The organism is Microlunatus elymi (assembly GCF_007362775.1).
Classification (GTDB): domain Bacteria; phylum Actinomycetota; class Actinomycetes; order Propionibacteriales; family Propionibacteriaceae; genus Microlunatus; species Microlunatus elymi.
Genome location: NZ_CP041692.1, coordinates 4,929,785 through 4,948,055, shown reverse-complemented (window position 1 = coordinate 4,948,055; position 18,271 = coordinate 4,929,785). Strand labels below are relative to the sequence as shown.

Genomic DNA, 18,271 nt, shown 5'->3' with positions numbered 1-18,271 from the left:
AATTTCGTCACGTCGGCGTCGATCTCCCGGGGATCGTGTGACAGGGCGGGCCGTCGAAATTCCGGGGAAGCACGTCGCCGATCTGTTGAGATGGGGGCATGACCGTGGTCAACGGGATCGCCCAGTTCCTCTTCGCCGCCGGCGGCTTCGTCGTCGTCTCGGTGTTCCTGGCGCTGCTGTGCCGGCGTGTGCTCGGGGTGCCGGTCGGCTGGCCACGGTCGATCATCATCGGCGGCGGGATGTACGTGGTCGCGGTGCCGGTGCAGCTGAGCGTCTACCGCCGGCTGGGCCTGATCAAGAACCAGCAGTTCGTCGGCACCCCGGCCGAGGCCGTGGTGGTCACCCTGCTCGGCCTGATCGTGGTGTTCGTGTTCGCACTGATCGCGCTGGTGATCGTCGAGGTGATCGTACCGACCGGAACCGTCGGCAACCCGTGCCGAGTGATCACCGACGCGGGCGCCCGGATGCGCCGCGGTCGAAGGTACGGCCAGGTGCTGGCGATCATCGCGAAACACGGCCTGTCGTCCTCGCTGCGGGTCGCCGCCCGCCGTCCGGAGGTACGGCGTCAGCGATCCACCGCACGTTCGCTGGCGGCGGCGTTGAACGACGCCGGGGTGACCTTCATCAAACTGGGACAGACCTTGTCCAGTCGGCCGGACCTGATCCCGGAACCCTACGTGCGCGAACTCGCCCGACTCCAGGACAACGTCGATCCGCTGCCCTGGGACACCCTCCGGCCGGTGCTGGAGGGCGAACTTCCCAAGCCTGTCGAGGAAATCTTCGCCTCCATCGACCCGCAGCCGCTGGCCACCGCCTCGATCGGACAGGTCCATGCCGGCCGGTTGATCGACGGCCGCGAGGTGGTGATCAAGATCCGCCGCCCCGGAGCCGAACAGCAGGTGGAGGTCGATCTGGACATCATGATCAGGTTGGCGGTCCGGCTGGAACGCACCACGGACTGGGCCCGGACTCTGGGCGCCGTACGACTCGCGCGCGGTTTTGCCGACTCGCTGATCGAGGAGCTCGACTATCGGATCGAGGCCGAGAACGCGGCCGCGGTCGCCGCCTCGCTGGCGGACTCGGAGTTGATCAAGGTGCCGGTCGTCGATCGGGCCCTGTCCGGACCGGCGGTGTTGATCATGGAACGCGTTGCGGGGACCCCGCTTGGTCAAGCCGAAGAGGCGCTTGCCGAGCTTGATCAACAACAACGCGCCGCGATGGCCGAACGGCTGTTGACCGAAGTGCTCCGAGAGATCCTCTTCACCGGCACCTTCCACGCCGACCTGCATCCCGGCAACATCATCGTCGGCGACGACGGATCGCTGACCCTGTTGGATTTCGGCTCGGTCGGCCGTCTCGACCAACCATCCCGTACGGCGCTCGGTCTGCTGCTGCTCGCGGTCGAACGCGACGACCCGATCGGGGCCGCAGACGCCCTGGTCGACCTGCTCGACCGCGGCGAACAACTGGATCGGCGCGACCTGGAACGCGATGTCGGTCAACTGATCGTCCGCTATCGCAACGGTCTCGGAGCCGTCGGTGGCGCGGGCGTGTTCGCGGCGCTGTGGAAGTTGATCACCAATCATAGGTTCTCGGTGCCGCCGCAGGTGGCCGCCGCGATGCGCGCGCTGGCCGGTCTGGAGTCGAGCGTCACCATGATCAGCTCCCGGATCGACCTGATCACCACGGCCCGTGGTGAAAGCGTCGCCCTGGTCGGAGAACTGACCGACCCGGCCACCGTACGCAGCACGATGGAGCGCGAACTCTTCCGACTGTTGCCAACCCTGCAACGACTTCCGCAACGGATGAACCGGATCACCGACGACCTGGAGAACGGCCGATTCACCGCCCGGGTCCGGGTGTTCGCCGATCCCGATGATCGCAACTTCGTCTCCCGCCTGGTCGGCCAGCTCAGCATCACGCTGGTCGCCGCCGCCGCCGTGCTCGGCGCGATCCTGTTGATCACCGCCGAAGCCGGCCCGGTGGTCGCCGGCTCGTTGCGGCTGTATCCGGTGCTCGGGACGCTGCTGTTCTTCTTCGGCATCGTGCTCGGTCTCCGCGCCATGATCACCGCCCTCCGCACCCCCTGACCTTTCCGAGTTGTCAGCGTGAGAGGGCGCTATGACGCTTCCTGATGCTGACAACTCGGGATCAGAAGCCGATCGCTTCGCGCAGCAGCAGCACGGTGCCGCGCCTGGGAGCCGGCTCGGCGTTGAGCACCAGCAGGCGATTGACGGCGCTGGGTTTCCCGTACGCGGTCATCGCACGTTCGTTCTCCAGCGGCAGGCAGTGCTCCTGCACCCGTACGAGCGCGGTGGTCAGGTCGGGCACCACCTTCTGTGCGCCGACGATCCAGATCGCGTGTGGCGCCCCGCCGGCGTACGCGGGCAACTGGCCGCCGCTGGCCGAGGCCAGCACCAGAGCACCGGTCTCGGTGACGGCCTGGGCGCTGCCGACGATGAACTGCGGCGTGGAGATCATCCGCCAGACCTCATCGAGCGCCAGCGTGCGATCCATCGTCCGGGAGCGGGCCTTCACGGCGTCGTAGCGTTCGGTGCCGTTGATGTCGCCGTCGATACCAGACAGCCGCAGTGTCTCGCTGGTGCCGGTGTAGACGCTTGCGTCGGCCGGGATCAGCTCGGCCACGCGTCGCCGAGCGGCGGCGGCGTCGTCCAGCAACTCGGCGCCGAAGCCGTTGGTTTGCAGTGCCGCGATCACCCGGTGCAGGCGTTCCTCCGAAGCCGGCTCGGCGAATACGGTCTGTGTGGTCGGTATGACGGACATTCTGGCCTCCGGAGTGAGCGATGGGCGTACAGGTTGCACGCCCATCCAGTTCGTCACCGGCTGGGCCCGAGGTGTGAGGTGATCACGTACGACCAAACACTTCGCTGCGCCGGATTGTCGATTACCAGAGGAGATTCGACCGAAGGAGGTGACCGGATGACAGACCCATCCGACTCTCCGACCGTACGGGAGCCGCTGCCCGGTAGCGGTGAGCTCGACGCGGTGATCATGGGTGAGCGACGACGGCTGCTCAATGTCGCCTATCGGCTGCTCGGCTCGCTGGCCGAAGCCGAGGACGCGGTCCAGGAGGCGTACACCCGTTGGTATTCCTTGTCGGCAGAGCAACAAATCGGAGTTGTGTCACCCGGCGCCTGGTTGAGCACCGTCACCAGCCGCATCTGCCTCAACGTGCTGAGGTCTGCGCGTGCTCGTCGCGAGAGCTACGTCGGAGAGTGGATCCCCGAGCCGTTGCCCGACACAGCACCGGCGGATCGACGCCTCGTCCCGCCGACGACGGATCCCGCTGATCAGATCACGCTCGACGAGTCGGTCAACATGCCCCTGCTCGTCGTCCTGGAATCGATGACTCCGGCCGAGCGGGTCGCGTTCATCCTGCACGACGTCTTCGGCTATCCGTTCGCCGAGATCGCACAGATCGTCGGTCGCACGCCGGGCGCCTGCCGACAACTTGCCACCTCGGCCCGCCGGCGGGTCAAGGCGTCGACCCGTGCGCCGACCTCGCCGTCGCGGGACGAGGCCGAGATCGTCCGGGAGTTCAAACAGGCCTGGCAGGCAAAGGATGTCGAGCGGCTGATCGGTTTGCTCGCTCCCGACGCCGTCGCGACGGCCGACGGTGGCGGCCGAGTGACCACCTTTACCGAGCCGATCATCGGCGGTGACCAGGTCGCCGCAGCCTGGGCGGCACTCGCCGATCGAGCCACCCCGGACCAGGCCCTCCTGGAACGCACCGTCAACGGACGGCCCGGCCTGGTGGCCGTTCGGGCCGGAACGGTGCGGACGGTCTTCGCCTTCGACGTCGTCGGCGACCGGATCCAGCACATCTGGGTGGTGGCCAACCCCGCGAAACTGCGGCCGTGGCAGTGAGGAGGGTTCAGCCAAATCTCCGGACTGTAGACGTAGGTCTACAGCGCGCCTAGACTCGGCGCCATGAAGACGATCGGAACCCGTGAACTCAAGCAGAATCCAAACACCGTGATTGAGCTGGTGCGGGAGAGCGGTGAGGAATTCGAGATCACCAGCTATGGGCGGCCGACCGGCGTGCGCATCGTCCCCGTCCGACCGGGGCCTCGCCGTTGGGTCACCGGTGCGAGTCTCGCTGATGTGCAGCCGATGGCACCTGGACGGGTTGCAAGTTGGCGTGAAGATATCGAGCGGTCGCCGTCCGGCGAGGTGCTGGATCCGTGGGAGCAGGCGTGATCCTGCTTGACACGAACGTCCTCATCGACTTGGACCAGTATCAGTTCGACCCCCAGGAGGTTTACGGCGCAAGCATCCTGTCGCGCGCTGAACTGGAGTTCGGTGTCCGCGCAGCGACGAACCCGGGCGACATCGCCGAACGCACCCGGCGGCTGAACGATCTCGATCAGCGATTCGACTGGATCCCCGTGGACATCGAGTCCACGCGCTCGTACGGAATCGTCGCCGCTGGTGCACGGGCCACCGGAGCCAGGATCAGGAGCAAGGACGCGCTGATCGCCGCGCAGGCCCATCGGCACGGTGCGACGGTGATGACCGCGAACACCGACGACTTCTCGCCGTTTGATCACCTGATCGAGGTGTCGGCTCCGATTCGTCGCGTCCCGGACGCCGACGTCGGGGGCGCGGACGAAGATCAAGGGAGCTGAGCGACCAGGTCGAGCACCCTCGTGGTCTGGGATTCGTTGAAGTTGTCGTCGCTGAGCAGGGTCACGTCGTACGCGCCCCGATGCCCGCTCGCGCCGAAGCTGCGATCGTTGATAGCAGGCTTGACCGCCATTGCCTCGAAGTTGTCCATCAGCGGATTGAGCTGCGTCTCCTTGGCGGTCGCACCAAGATCAGGACACTTGGTCACGTCGTCGATCAATCGCTTGTGCACAACGAGATTCCGGGTGGTGGCCAGATCCTGCACCCGGCTCACGTCACGGGCGTGAGAGATGTCGGAGGCGTACAAGGTGATCGTGTTGCCGACGTCGGCGCTCCAGGCCGCCTCCATGATCAACAACTTGCCGGGGGCGTACTCGGCGATCTCCGGGATCCGCATCCCGTCGTCCACGCGGTAGCCGATCTGCTTGGTCAGCCGGAAGCCGTGCCGGGACTTGGCGTAGACGAGCAGCCGCCGGAAGCTGCCGTCACCGGTGTCCCCGGACAGGGTGCCCTCCATGGAGGCGATCAGGATCCGCCCGGAGCGGCTGATGGTCAATCCCTCCAGCGTCGCGTTCTCGGTCGCCTCACCCTTCGGCGCCACGGCGAACCGGGCCGGCACCGGCAGCTCCTGCTGCTGCAGCCCCGAACGCGAGAAGATCCGGATCGACGGCTCCACCTCCGAGCTGACCACGAACCGGCCGTCCGGCAGCACGGCCATGCCCTCGTTGTCCGCCGTCTCGCCCGTGTACGGGGTGCCGTCCAGTTTCCGCAGGATCAGCGGATCCCCGACCGGGCGTGGATGAGAAAGATCACGGATGAACCAGACCCGGGACGGATCGCTGCCGTGGTTGTCCACGCTGGCCGCATAGCTGCCGCGCCGCGAATCCCAAGCCAGGTTGGACAAACCGCCGATCTCCTGACCGTCGACGACCAGCTTGTCCAGCGCGTCACTGTAACCGACGGCGGACGCTGCGGGCGGGCAGGTCGCGCGACTCGGATGGTGATGCTGGCCGTGCGCACTTGCCGGCGCGACCGCCGCCGACGCCAACAGCACACCGGCCGCAACAACCGTCGCCGCCGCACGAACCCGATCTCCGATCATGATCAACTCCTCATCCCCGAGTTGTCAGAAGGTAGTGGTGCTACAACCCAACTAGCTTCTGACAAGTCGGTCAAGGGTGCCGAGGTGAAGATCAAGTTCCCGGTTGGCCGTAGTCGGGCGGCAGCTTGAACGGGCAGTTTGCCTGCATCTGACCGCCGACGCGTGCTTGTGCCGTCTGCAACGCTTCCTTGGCCGTCTTCGATCCGATGGTCACGCTCTCCTGGGCCTGCACGAGCGAATCCCACCACAGTTGCCCGACCGGCACCGGAGGCCGTGAGGTGGAGAACTTCAACTGCGCGATGGCGGGCTGCAGTTCCTTCAGACCGGGGTTGCTGAACACCTCCGGGCGGGTCGGCAGCGCCAACGTGGCCGGCGAGTAGATGGACAGCCCGGGAACCCCGGCGTAGTACTTCATGAAGTCCCAGACGTTCTTCGTCATCGACGATCCCTTGGGCATTACCAGGCCGAATCCGCCGGACCAGGTGTACGGCCGCATGCCCTTGTCGAAGATCGGCAGGTGGGTGTAACCCCAGTCGAGCTTCGGTGCGTACTGGCGGATGCCGTTCATGGTCCCGCTGGTGCCGATGTCGAAGGCGAGTCGGTCGGTGTAGAAGGCGGTCTGGCCCGGCGGCGCGTTGCTCGGCTCGTAGGAGGAGACGAAGGCGCTGATCCGTGAGTAGTCGAACTCGCGCGCGAAGTCGTAGATCATCTGGTGCGCGCGCAGCGACTCGTCGGTGAGCATGGTCATCTCACACGACTCGTTGTCGAAGTACGACGCGCCGAGGCCGACACCCCAGGTGTAGCCCCAGCCCTGGCCGTGCCAGGGAATGAAGCCCATCTTGGTGTAGTTCCCGCGTTTGTCCTTGGTGGTGATCTTGTCGCAGATCTCGAACAACCGGTCCAGGGCGATCGGGCCGTTGCTCATCGCCAGTTCGTCCGGGTCGATGCCGGCGTCGCGGAGCATCTTCTTGTTGTAGTACAGGCCGCGGGTGTCGGTGCTGGTCGGCAGCCCGAAGGTCTGACCGTTGTAGCTCAGTTCGTTCACCGCGAAGGTCAACCAGCTGTCGAGGAAGTTCTCGTCCTCGTACTTCTTGATCAAGGAATCGATCGGTTCCAGCAGCCCGAGGGAGGCATACTGTGCGGCCGCGAACCGGTCCATCCACCACAGGTCCGGGGCGGTGCCGCCACGGACTGCGGTGATCACGTTGGTCGCATCACCGTCGTTCCCGTTGCTCGGAACGTTCTTGGCGTCGATCGTGACCTCGGGATGATCCTTGCGGAAGCCGTCGATCACCTTCTGCTGCGCCGGCCGCGAGTCGCCCCCGACGCCCCACAGCGAGACGTAGTCGCCGCCGCGTTGCTGGCTGCCGCAGCCGCTCAGGATCCCTGCACCAGCGGCGATCCCGGCTGCTGCGGCGCCGCCGAGAAAGGTCCGTCTGCTGATCACTTGAAACCTCCGATGGTGATGCCCTTGAGGAAGTAGCGCTGGAAGACGATGAACAAGATGATCAACGGCAGCACGACCATGAACGAGGCCGCCATCATCTGGTTGTACTGCACCGTCTGGGACTCGACCTGCTTGAAGGTCTGCAGGCCGATGGACAAGGTCTGCTTGTTGGTGTCCTGCAGGTAGATCAGCGGGCCCATGAAGTCGTTCCAGGTGGCGACGGCGGTGAAGATCGCGACCGCGGTGATCGCCGAAAGAGCCGACGGGAAGACCAGTCGCCAGGCGATCTGCCAATCGTTCGCACCGTCCATCCGGGCCGCGTCCAGCATGTCCTTCGGCACCTGCAACAGGAACTGTCGTAACAGGAAGATGTAGAACGCCGACCCGAACATGTGCGGCACGATCAGCGGTAGCCAGGTGTCGACCCACCCGAGATTGGCGTACAGGTCGAACATCGGGATCAGCGTCACCGGGAACGGCAGGAACAGGGTCGCCAGCACGATGTAGAAGAGTTTGTTGCGGCCCGGCCACTCGATGCAGGCAAAGCCGTACGCGACCAGGAAGCTGGAGACGACCGACAGGCCCACCGACGCGAGCGTGATGATCGCCGTATTGGCGAACAGCCGCAGGAACGGCATCGCTGTCAACGCGTCGACGTAGTTGCTGAACTGCATCGAGTGCGGCCACCAGGTGGGTGGGTAGGAGTTCAGCTCCTCGTCGCTCTTCAGGGACGAGTTGACCATCCAGTACAACGGCATCAGGAACAACAGACAGAGCGCGATCATCACGAGCCGGGCGATGGTTGAGCTGTACCACTTCTGCCGGCTGCCGTCGGGTGCCCGGTTGTAGTCGCGGGTCGGCTTGTCGGCGAGGTTGTCGCCGGGAGCGGCGAGATCGGAGATAGCCACAGTCGTCCTCTCAGCCCGCGGAGACGTCGTAGTTGACGAATCGGCGAGACAGCCAATAGATCAGCACCGCCAAGATCATTCCGACCAGGAACAGCAGCACCGCCATTGCGGAGGCAAAGCCGAGATTGGCGTAGGAGAAGGCATTCTTGTACAGATACATCATGTAGAAAAGCGTTCCGTTGTCGGGATCGCCCTTGCCGTTGGTCAGCACGAAGCCCTCGGTGAACACCTGGATGCCGGTGGACACTCCGGTGATCAGGTTGAACAGGATCGCAGGACTGAGCAGCGGAAGCGTGATCGAGGTGAACTGGCGCAACCGCGACGCGCCGTCGACTCGTGCGGCCTCGTACAGCGTGTTGGGCACGTTGCGCAGGCCCGCCAGGAAGATCAACGCGGCATTCCCCGCACTCATCTGGGCCATTGCCACGATCACCAGCTTGGCGCTGGTCGGCTCTGCCAGCAGGTCGACGTTCTGACCGCCGAAGAGCGCGATGAAACGGTTGATCACGCCGTAGGTCGGATTGACGAACACCGCGAAGATGAAGGCCAGCGCGAAGATCGGCACCAGGGAAGGGATGTAAAGCGCAGCGCGGTAGACGCCGACCTCGCGGACGTTCCGGTTCATCGCCAGCGCCAAGACGATCGCGACCACCAAGCCGATCGGCACCGCCAGGGCAGCATAGAAGATCGTGTTGCCGGTCGACTGCCGAACCAGCGGATCGGTGAAGGCGGTCACGTAGTTGGTCAGCCCGACGAACTTCGGCTTCTGCATGCCGGAGTAGCGGGTCAGGCTGATGATGAAGGAGTAGATGACCGGGTAGAACACGAAGGCCAGCACACCCACGATCCATGGCGAGATGAACAGCAGCCCCGTGCGCAGCCGCCGCTTCTCGGCAGTGCTCATCCTGTGCTGCCGTCGACTGGGCGCTGGTTGCTCGGTCGTACGCGGTGGCGCGGCGACCCGGACTGAACTCGACATTGATCTCCTTCCGTCGACCCGATGGGTCTCCGGCACCGATCATGACTAATCGAAGCGAATTAGTAAAGGGGCTTGAGAAAGTATCCAGGGTGTGATCGGATGGCAGTTGCACACTGCGTACGGCCCACGAATCTCTACCTGCAAAGGCAAAGGAGCAATTGCCCGTGTCCGCGCCCCTCCGAGTGGCAACCCTGAGTTTCTGGCATGTTCATGCCGGCGACTACACCAGGTCAACTGTCCAGAATCCGAACACCGAGCTCGTCGCGATCTGGGACGACGATGCCGAACGCGGTCGCGAGGCCGCAGCCCAGTACAACACCGAGTACGTCGCCGATCTGGACCAGTTGCTGGCCCGAGATGATCTTGACGCCGTGACGGTGACCACCGAGACCAGCCGCCATCGTGACGTGATGGTCGCGGCGGCCCGGGCCGGTAAGCACATCTTCACCGAGAAGTTGCTGGCGCCGACGGTCGCCGAGGCAGAGGAGATCATCAAGGCTTGCGATGATCATGGGGTGAAGCTGATCGTGTCGCTGCCCCGGCTGTACGACGGCTACACCACGGTGATCAACGACGAGCTCGCCTCCGGCAATCTCGGTGAGCTCACCTACGCCCGGGTTCGCCTGTGTCACAACGGATCGGTGGCCAATTGGCTGCCCGAGCGGTTCTACGAACCGGAGCCGGCGATCGGTGGTGCGCTCACCGATCTCGGTTGTCATCCGGTCTATCTGACTCAGCTGTTCCTGGGCCCGTCACCGTCGACGGTGAACGCGATCTACGGCAAGGTCACCGACCGTAAGGTCGAGGACAACGCGGTGGTCACCGTCGGCTACCCGTCGGGTGCGATCGGTGTGATCGAGGCGGGATTTGTCTCGCCGGATCCGTTCTTGATCGAGATCGGCGGCACCCAGGGCTGGCTCAGCTACTGCGACCGCGACGATGTGATCAAGGTCTCCGGCGCCGCGTACGGCGACGGGGTGCAGGAGGTGCCGGTGCCGGCGCGGGGGCCCAGTGCCTACGAGCAGTGGGTGCAGCACATTGCCGATGACACCCGTGCCGACGTCAATCTCGCTGCCGCGGTCGAGCTCACTCGGCTGGTGGTGGCTGCCAACGAAGCCGCAGCATCCGGAAGGACGGTCCCATACAAATGATCAAGGACAGCCAAATGATCAAGGTCGGACTCATCGGCGGCGGCGGCATCGCCGGCGCCCACATCCGTGGCTATCAGGCCCACGCCGACAAGATCGGTGTCACCGCGGTCGCGGACGCGGTCGCCGAGACCGCGAACAGCCGCGCCGAGGAACTGGGCGCGACCGCGTACACCGACTACCGGGAGATGATCAAGGAAGCTGATCTTGATGCGGTCGACATCTGCCTGCCGCATCATCTGCACGCCGACGCGATCGTCGCCGCTGCCGAGGCCGGACTCGACGTGCTGTGTGAGAAGCCGTTGTGCCTGACGCCGGAGGAGGCCCGCCGGGTCAATGCAGCGGTGAAGGACAACAAGATCACGCTGATGTGTGCGCACAATCAGCTGTTCATGCCGGCCGTGGCCAAGGCCAAGGAGCTGCTCGACTCGGGCCTGCTCGGCACCGTGTACGAGGTCCGCACCACGGACAGCTTCTACAACAACTTCGATCCGGCCAACATGGGCTGGCGTGCTCACACCGAGACCTCCGGCGGCGGTGAGTTGATCGACACCGGCTATCACCCGAGCTATCTGATGTTGCAGTTGGCCGGTGGCGTGCCGGTGGAGGCGACGGCGATGCTGTCGACGCACCGGTTGAAGTTCATGGAGGGTGAGGACAGCGCTCAGGTGCTGATCCGGTTCGACAACGGTGTGGTCGGTCAGTTGGTGACCAGCTGGGCCTACCAGCCCGCCGAGTGCACCGAACGCTTCTCGGTGGTCGGTGAACTCGGCTCCCTGCACAGCGACGGCAACACGCTGAGCTATCGGCTCCGCGACGGCGGTGAGGAGACCTTCAGCTTCGAGCCGGTGAACAACATCGCCGCCGAGATCGGCCACTTCGCCCACTGCCTGGCCACCGGCGAACGCCCCCCGCACACCGAGGACGAGGGCATCCAGGTGCTCGGAATGATCTTGGCCGCCTACCAGAGCGCCCGGGACAAGACCATCGCTCCCGTACTCAACGTGCTCGACTGATCACCGACTCACGGATCTGAGTCGAAACGGCTCGTTTGATCACGAAGAAGTAACGATCGTCGGCTCCGCGTTTTGCCTAGTCAGCGCCGGGTCTGGCCCACTCACAAGGGTCAGACCCGGCACTGTTTGGGGTGCCGGGAGCCATTCGCGGCGCTCCGATTGTTTAAGGTGGCTTGCGCATACGAGAGCGTAAGACGATTGGGACACGGAGTGTCCGCCCGCCTTTGATTCCCCCGGGTGCAGCGCCGACAGGTCGCGCCGGGTGTGGGGTCGCGTGCGTCAGGTGACGCGTGGGCGGGGGATCGAGTTCGTCGACGCCCGCTGCAGCCGCAGCGGGCGATATTCGGCGTGCCCCGAGTCCGGGAAAGGTTTGTGTGGCTTCTCCAGCTGAAACTGGAACGAGTGATTCGACTGCCGAAGGATCGGCGCCGCGGCTGCGTGCCGAACACGTTTTCAAGGTGTTCGGCCGGCGCGAGGCGGAGGCCGTTCGGCGACTGCGCGAGGGTGCCGACGCGGAGCAGGTGAAACAGCTGGGGACCGCAGCCGTCATCGACGCCAGCTTCGAGGTCGCATCGGGCGAGATCTTCGTCGTGATGGGCCTGTCCGGCTCCGGGAAGTCCACCCTGATCCGTACGTTGAACGGACTCTGGAAGCCGTCGGCGGGCAAGGTGTACGTCGGTGACACCGACATCACGTCGGTCAATGACACCACCTTGCGCTCGGTTCGTCGCAGCGAGATCTCGATGGTCTTCCAGCATTTCGCGCTACTGCCGCACCGCACCGTCCGGGAGAACGCCGCGTACGGGTTGGAACAGCAAGGCGTGATCAAGACCAAGCGACTGGAACAAGCCGATCACTGGCTCGACGTGGTGGGCCTGAAGGGTTGGGGCGATCGCCTGCCCAGTCAGCTGTCCGGCGGCATGCAGCAGCGCGTCGGTCTCGCGCGTGCACTCGCGGCGGAGACCGACATCCTGCTGATGGACGAGGCCTTCTCCGCCTTGGATCCACTGATTCGTCGGGAGATGCAAGATCAACTGATCGAGCTGCAATCCTCACTGGGCAAGACAATCGTCTTCATCACCCACGATCTGAACGAGGCGATGTACGTCGGCGATCGGATCGCGGTGATGCGTTCGGGCAAGATCGTTCAGATCGGCAGCGCCGAACAGATCCTGACCGATCCGGCCAACGACTACGTGGCCAAGTTCATCGCCGACGTCGACCGTTCCCGGGTGCTCACGGCATCTTCGGTGATGGAGCCGGCCTCTGCTGTGGTCAGTGTCACCGCCGGCCCGCGGGCTGCGGTGCACGAGATGCGTGAGCGTCAGTCCGCCGGTGTGCTGGTGATCGATCGCAATCGTCACCTGCTAGGCTATGTCACTGATCATGATGCGATCGGCGCTGCCAAGGCGAACAAGTCCGATCTTCGGCCGTTGTTGCGGACCGAGCAGTTGATCAAGGTGAAGCAGGACACGCCGATCTCCGAACTCTTTGCCCCGGCGACGGATTCGCCGATCCCGTTGGCCGTTGTCGATGATCACGATCGATTGCGAGGGGTGGTGCCGCGAGTCGCGTTGCTGGCCTCGATGGTCGACACCTCTGCCGAGCCGAGCGACGGTGTTCAGTCCGTCGAACTCGGAGGCGGTGCCTTTGTTGATCATGGAACGGCAGTCGAAGGTGGTGTGCAGTGAACATCTTCCAGTGGATCCTGAATCCGTCGGTGCCGCTCGGCGATTGGGCCGAGAGCCTGTTCGACTGGCTGCTGGCCAACGTCTCCGGCCTGTTCGACGTGATCAAGGCGGTCATCGGCGGGCTCTACTCCGGCCTCGACCTGGTGCTGTCGTCGCCGCCGTACTGGATCATGATCTTGATCTTCGCCGCGATCGCGTTCTTCGCCAGTGGCTGGAAGCTGTCGGTCTTCACCGTGATCGGCTTTTGGTTGATCAGGTCGTTCGATCTCTGGCCGCACGCAATGGACACGCTGGCCCTGGTGATCGTCGCGGTGGTGATCGCGCTGATCATCTCCATACCGTTGGGAATCCTGTCGGCGAAGAGTAAGTGTGTCTCGTCGGTGGTCCGGCCGATCATGGACCTGATGCAGACCACGCCGACCATGGTCTACCTGATTCCGGCGATCATCTTCTTCGGCATCGGTTCGGTTCCCGGTGCGGTGGCGACCGTGGTGTTCTCCTTGCCGCCGGGCGTTCGGCTGACCGAACTGGCGATCCGTCAGGTCGATCAGGAGGTCGTCGAGGCGGGCCAGGCATTCGGCTCCAGCTCGGGCCGGATCCTGCGGCAGATCCAGATCCCGCTGGCGATGCCGACGATCATGGCCGGCGTCAACCAGGTGATCATGCTGGCCCTGTCGATGGTCGTCATCGCCGGCATGGCGGGCGCCGAGGGACTGGGCAAGGACGTCAACGAATCCCTGCAGCAGTTGGACACTCCGCTGGGTGTCGAGGCCGGTTTGAGTGTTGTGATCATCGCGGTCTTCCTGGACCGGGTCACCTCGGCCGCTGGTCAAGGACGACGCCGAGGTGCAGACAAGGCCTGATTGTGTCGGGCAAACACGCCGAGCTCGGCTCGGCAACGAGTAGCTACGTCGGGTAGATACAGAAGAGAGGGTCGATACCAGATGAAGAAGACGAAGCTCGGAGTAGCCGCAGTGGCGGCGATCGGTGCCCTGGCGCTCGCCGCCTGTGGTGCCTCGAACACCGGTAGCGCATCCGGGGGTGGTGACGACAAGGGCGGCGACAAGCAGGACATCGCCAGCAAGTACGCCAATTGCGACGTCAACGCCGGCGTGAAGGACGCGTCCTCGGACAAAATCGGTTCGGACGAGGACAAGAAGATCACCCTGACCGCGTTCAGCGGCTGGGCCGAGTCGGCCGCCACCGCGTACGTGATGAAGGACGTGCTGACCGAGAAGGGCTACCAGGTCGAGGTGAAGACCCTCGACGCCGCGCCCGCCTTCACTGCAGTGGCCCAGGGCGACTACGACGTGCTCAGCGACGTCTGGCTGCCCAGCACGCACAAGAGTTACATCGACAAGTACGGCGACAAGATGGAGCCGCAGGGCTGCTGGTTCGACGCGGCCACGATCGAGATCGCGGTGCCGAGCTACTCGCCGGCCAAGTCGATCGGCGACCTGAAGACGATGGCCAAGGACTACAACAACGAGATCATCGGCATCGAGCCCGGCGCCGGCGAGACCAAGACCATGCAGGACAAGACCATCCCGGACTACGGCCTGGACGGCCTGCAGTTCAAGACGTCCTCGACCTCGGCGATGTTGCAGGCCCTGGACACCGCGTACAAGTCCAAGAAGAACATCGCGGTTACGCTCTGGTCGCCGCATTGGGCCTACTCCAAGTACGACCTGCGCAAGCTGGAGGACCCGAAGAAGTCGATGAGCGGCTCCGAGGGCATCTGGAACTTCTCCCGCAAGGGCTTCGGCGATGATCATCCGCTGGCATCGCAGTTGTTCAAGAACCTGACCTGGCCGGAGGACAAGCTCAACTCGCTGGAGAATCTGATGGTCGGCAAGTACGACAACAAGAACCCCGACAAGGCGGTTCAGGAGTGGCTGAAGGACAACCCGGACTTCGAGCAGCAGCTCATCTCCGGGCAGCTGAAGAAGTAGGCCGGCCACTGCCGTACTAGAAGCAGCGAAGAACCGCATCGGCGACAACCGGTGCGGTTCTTGCTTTGTGCACAAGCGAAAGCGCGAGATCGCACTCCGCGGTCGAAGGGAGTGGTTCGAACCCAACGCTGAGACAACGACAGAGCTACGTGATCAATCAACGATGGATGAGGATCAGATGAAGAAGTCGAAGTTGGGAATCGTCGCGGCGGCCTCGGTTGCCATGTTGGCGCTGGCAGCCTGCGGCGCATCGAACACGGGCAGCGCCTCGGATGACGGCGGTGGCGACAGCGGCAGCAAGGCCGACATCGCCAGCAAGTACGCCGACTGTCAGGTGACCGATGGGGTCAAGGACGCGTCGTCGATGAAGATCGGCGCGGACGAGGACAAGAAGATCACCATCACCGAGTTCGCCGGCTGGGCGGACGGCGCGGCCAACGCCCACCTGATGAAATACCTTCTGGACAAGGCCGGCTACCAGACCGAGATCAAGGTGATCGACGCTGCGCCCGGCTACACCGCTGTGGCGCAAGGCGATTACGACGTCCTCACCGACTCCGAGCTGCCGAGCACACACAAGGCCTACATCAACAAGTACGGCGACAAGATGGAGCCGCACGGCTGCTGGTACGACAACCCGACGATCGAGATCGCTGTCCCGGCCTACTCTCCGGCGAAGTCGATCGGCGATCTGAAGACGATGGCCGACAAGTACAACGACGAGATCATCGGCATCGAGGACGGCGCCGGCGAGACGCAGACGATGCAGAACAGCACGATTCCGACCTACGGGTTGCAGGATCTGCAGTTCAAGACCTCGTCGAGCGCGGCGATGCTGCGGGCGCTGGACACGGCCTACAAGCAGCACAAGAACATTGCCGTCACGCTGTGGACGCCGCACTGGGCCTACGAGAAGTACGACCTGCGCAAGCTCTCCGACCCGAAGAAGGCGATGAGCGCCAAGGAGGGCTTGTGGGACTTCACCCGCGAGGGCTTCGGTGATGATCATCCGCTGGCCGCGCAGCTGATGCAGAACATGATCTTGAACGAGGACGAGATGGTCGAGCTGGAGAGCCTGATGGTCGTCAAGTACGACGACAAGAACCCGGACAAAGCGGTTCAAGAGTGGCTGACCAAGCACCCCGACTACGAGCAGAAGGTCGTTTCCGGCCAGCTCGGCGGCTGACCGAACCGGGCCCTGAGCTTGTCGAAGGGTGTCTACTTGGGGTCCTTCGACGGGCTCAGGATCCAGCCGAGGTTGCGACATAAGTGGCGCAATTGCTACGCTCACGTTTCGTGAGTGAGCTGCAAGACCTGAAGCGTGAGGCGAGCCTGCGCGCCGCCGCGGACCTGTTGTCGCGCCGAGCCAGTGCGACCATGGACGAAATGGCGAAGTCCGCCGGGATCAGCCGGGCAACCTTGCATCGGCAGTTCGCCGGCCGGGACGGGCTGGTGGTCGAGCTGGAGGAACTCGGCATCCGCGAGGTCGAGGCGGCGCTGGACGCGGCCGAGCTGGAGGACGGCAAGGCGTCGGAGGCACTGCGCCGACTGGCGGATCGGATCCAGCCGTCCGCCGGTCTGCTCGCCTTCCTGATGTCGCAGGCGCAGCTCTTCGAGGGTGGAAACACCAACCCTGGTTGGGATCGGATCGATCAGCGGATCACCGCACTCTTTCGCCGCGGCCAGGAAGACGGCGAATTCCGCATCGATCAGCAGCCGGCCTGGTTGGCCGAGGCGATCTACGGGCTGGTCAGTGCCGCAGTCTGGTCGATCCAGGCCGGGCTGGCCGGCCAGGCGCAGTTCCAGACCATGATCGTCGACCTGCTGCTCGACGGCGTACGGAGGCCGGCGTGAGCACCAAACAGCTCGCACCGGCCGGCCTGAGCCGGACCCAGCGCTGGCTCGCGCTCGGCGTGCTCAGTCTCGCGGTGCTGTTGATCGCCGTCGACGCGACCGTGCTCGCGGTGGCAACGCCCTTCCTCAGCGAGGATCTGCAACCGACCGGCGTGCAACTGCTGTGGATCGGCGACGCGTACGGGTTCGTGATCGCCGGCCTGCTGGTCTCGATGGGCAGCCTGGGGGACCGGATCGGCCGCAAGCGGCTGTTGCTGGCCGGCGCGACCGCGTTCGGCCTGATCTCGATCCTGAACGCCTACGCACCGAACGCCGAGGTGATGATCGCGGCCCGGGCGTTGCTCGGCGTCGCCGGCGCGACCCTGATGCCGTCCACCCTGGCTCTGATCAGGAACATCTTCGTCGACGACCGGGAGCGCACGCTGGCGATCGGCGTCTGGGGCGCGATGTCCTCGGCCGGGATGGCGATCGGGCCGATCCTCGGCGGCTTCCTGCTGGAGCACTTCTGGTGGGGTTCGGTGTTCTTGATCAACGTGCCGGTGATGGTGATCTTGGTCGTGGTCGGAGCGAAGCTGCTGCCGGAGTCGAAGAGCAGTCACGCCGGCGCCTGGGATCTGCCCAGCGTCGGGCTCTCACTGGCGGGCATGTTCGGCATCGTGTACGCGATCAAGGAGGTGTTCGCGGTCGGTCTGCGGATCGACGTGGTGATCGCCACCCTGATCGGCATCCCGGCAATCGTCGTCTACGTCCGCAGGCAGCAGCGGTTGACCACGCCCTTGTTGGATCTGTCCCTGTTCAAGAACCGTCGTTTCGGGTCATCGGTGCTGGCCGACCTGCTGGCGATCTTCGCGATGTCCGGTCTGGTCTTCTTCCTGTCCCAGTATTTCCAACTGGTGCAGGGATATCGGCCGCTGATGGCCGGCCTGGCCGAGCTGCCGGCAGTGGTCGGGTCGGTCGTCTTCGGGCTGCTGGCCGGCCGGATCGGGCAGCGGATCGGTGCCCGAACGGCGATCCTGATCGGCATGCTCGCCCTCAGCCTGCCGTTGATCGCGTTGGTGTTCATCCACGCGTCCACGCCGTACCCGGTGTTGGCGGTGATCTTGTTGGTGGTCGGATCGGGAGCCGGGTTGACCTTCACCCTGACCGCCGATTTGATCTTGAGCAGCGCACCGGCCGAGCAGGCCGGCGCGGCCAGTGGTGTGTCCGAGACCGCGTACGAGCTGGGCGGGGCCCTGGGGATCGCGGTGATCGGTTCGGTGGTGACGGCGGTGTTCCGCGGATTCGCTGCTCCGGCAGGGATTCCGGCCGACGTGGTCGCTGCGGCTAGGGAGTCGCTCGGCGGCGCCGTACACGCGGCGGAAGCTCTGCCTGGCGACACCGGCCAGGCGCTGCTGCAGGCGGCTCAGGTCGCGTTCACCGACGGCCTGCGGCTGGCCGGCCTGATCGCCGGACTGGTGCTGCTGGCCGCGACCTTCGTGATCAACCGCGCAATGCGCGACCGTGGCGTCGTTCGTTCCTGATCCGTGC

General features: G+C 64.7%; 17 protein-coding genes. 12 read left to right on the top strand and 5 right to left on the bottom strand.

Translation table 11 applies throughout. The features are described from left to right. Window positions 1-98: 98 nt before the first annotated feature. A complete protein-coding gene (locus tag FOE78_RS22660) occupies window positions 99-2,090 on the top strand; it encodes an ABC1 kinase family protein (protein ID WP_143988273.1) in 1,992 nt (663 codons plus the stop codon). A gap of 61 nt (window positions 2,091-2,151) precedes the next feature. Here FOE78_RS22660 and FOE78_RS22655 read toward each other — a convergent pair whose 3' ends face one another. Further along, entirely contained in the window at window positions 2,152-2,784 is a 633-nt protein-coding gene (locus FOE78_RS22655) for an LUD domain-containing protein (RefSeq protein WP_143988272.1), read from the bottom strand. A gap of 156 nt (window positions 2,785-2,940) precedes the next feature. Here FOE78_RS22655 and sigJ point away from each other — a divergent pair, with 156 nt between their 5' ends. The 3 genes from sigJ (at window position 2,941) to FOE78_RS22640 (ending at window position 4,649) form a co-directional block, all read left to right on the top strand. Continuing rightward, window positions 2,941-3,888, top strand: coding sequence for an RNA polymerase sigma factor SigJ (sigJ, locus tag FOE78_RS22650; RefSeq protein WP_143988271.1), 948 nt, complete (start codon window positions 2,941-2,943; stop codon window positions 3,886-3,888). A gap of 63 nt (window positions 3,889-3,951) precedes the next feature. After that, window positions 3,952-4,221, top strand: coding sequence for a type II toxin-antitoxin system Phd/YefM family antitoxin (locus tag FOE78_RS22645; protein ID WP_143988270.1), 270 nt, complete (start codon window positions 3,952-3,954; stop codon window positions 4,219-4,221). Then, the gene (locus FOE78_RS22640; protein WP_143988269.1) at window positions 4,218-4,649 is read left to right on the top strand and encodes a PIN domain-containing protein; all 432 of its coding nucleotides are present in this window, start codon (window positions 4,218-4,220) and stop codon (window positions 4,647-4,649) included. Before FOE78_RS22645 ends, FOE78_RS22640 begins: the two co-directional genes overlap by 4 nt. On the opposite strand, the gene FOE78_RS22635 is transcribed toward FOE78_RS22640, so the two are convergent. The 4 genes from FOE78_RS22635 to FOE78_RS22620 form a co-directional block, all read right to left on the bottom strand. Continuing rightward, window positions 4,637-5,749 (bottom strand): esterase-like activity of phytase family protein, encoded by a 1,113-nt coding sequence (locus tag FOE78_RS22635; RefSeq protein ID WP_143988268.1) that lies wholly within the window; start codon window positions 5,747-5,749, stop codon window positions 4,637-4,639. The genes FOE78_RS22640 and FOE78_RS22635 overlap by 13 nt on opposite strands. 91 nt (window positions 5,750-5,840) lie before the next feature. Further along, on the bottom strand, window positions 5,841-7,196 hold the full coding sequence (locus FOE78_RS22630) for an ABC transporter substrate-binding protein (protein WP_143989027.1): 1,356 nt from the start codon (window positions 7,194-7,196) through the stop codon (window positions 5,841-5,843). Beyond that, the gene (locus tag FOE78_RS22625; RefSeq protein WP_228265955.1) at window positions 7,193-8,104 is read right to left on the bottom strand and encodes a carbohydrate ABC transporter permease; all 912 of its coding nucleotides are present in this window, start codon (window positions 8,102-8,104) and stop codon (window positions 7,193-7,195) included. The genes FOE78_RS22630 and FOE78_RS22625 overlap by 4 nt, the downstream gene beginning before the upstream one ends. 10 nt (window positions 8,105-8,114) lie before the next feature. Then, a complete protein-coding gene (locus tag FOE78_RS22620) occupies window positions 8,115-9,008 on the bottom strand; it encodes a carbohydrate ABC transporter permease (RefSeq protein ID WP_210414722.1) in 894 nt (297 codons plus the stop codon). 239 nt (window positions 9,009-9,247) lie between these two features. Between FOE78_RS22620 and FOE78_RS22615 the strand changes: the two genes are divergently transcribed. From FOE78_RS22615 to FOE78_RS22580, 8 genes are all read left to right on the top strand, one after another. Beyond that, window positions 9,248-10,234, top strand: coding sequence for a Gfo/Idh/MocA family protein (locus tag FOE78_RS22615; protein ID WP_143988266.1), 987 nt, complete (start codon window positions 9,248-9,250; stop codon window positions 10,232-10,234). Continuing rightward, window positions 10,231-11,247, top strand: a complete 1,017-nt coding sequence (locus tag FOE78_RS22610; protein ID WP_143988265.1) for a Gfo/Idh/MocA family protein — start codon at window positions 10,231-10,233, stop codon at window positions 11,245-11,247. The genes FOE78_RS22615 and FOE78_RS22610 overlap by 4 nt, the downstream gene beginning before the upstream one ends. A 434-nt stretch (window positions 11,248-11,681) precedes the next feature. Further along, entirely contained in the window at window positions 11,682-12,938 is a 1,257-nt protein-coding gene (locus FOE78_RS22605; protein ID WP_143989025.1) for a quaternary amine ABC transporter ATP-binding protein, read from the top strand. A gap of 2 nt (window positions 12,939-12,940) precedes the next feature. Next, window positions 12,941-13,801: an ABC transporter permease gene (locus tag FOE78_RS22600; RefSeq protein WP_210415067.1), complete on the top strand. Its 861-nt coding sequence runs from the start codon at window positions 12,941-12,943 to the stop codon at window positions 13,799-13,801. An 81-nt stretch (window positions 13,802-13,882) separates the two neighbouring features. Continuing rightward, complete coding sequence (locus FOE78_RS22595; protein ID WP_143988264.1) at window positions 13,883-14,890, top strand: glycine betaine ABC transporter substrate-binding protein; 1,008 nt, start codon at window positions 13,883-13,885, stop codon at window positions 14,888-14,890. A gap of 178 nt (window positions 14,891-15,068) precedes the next feature. Continuing rightward, the gene (locus FOE78_RS22590) at window positions 15,069-16,076 is read left to right on the top strand and encodes a glycine betaine ABC transporter substrate-binding protein (protein ID WP_143988263.1); all 1,008 of its coding nucleotides are present in this window, start codon (window positions 15,069-15,071) and stop codon (window positions 16,074-16,076) included. 110 nt (window positions 16,077-16,186) lie between these two features. Then, window positions 16,187-16,744, top strand: a complete 558-nt coding sequence (locus FOE78_RS22585; protein WP_210414721.1) for a TetR/AcrR family transcriptional regulator — start codon at window positions 16,187-16,189, stop codon at window positions 16,742-16,744. Next, window positions 16,741-18,264: an MFS transporter gene (locus FOE78_RS22580; RefSeq protein ID WP_143988262.1), complete on the top strand. Its 1,524-nt coding sequence runs from the start codon at window positions 16,741-16,743 to the stop codon at window positions 18,262-18,264. Before FOE78_RS22585 ends, FOE78_RS22580 begins: the two co-directional genes overlap by 4 nt. The last annotated feature ends 7 nt before the right edge of the window (window positions 18,265-18,271 follow it).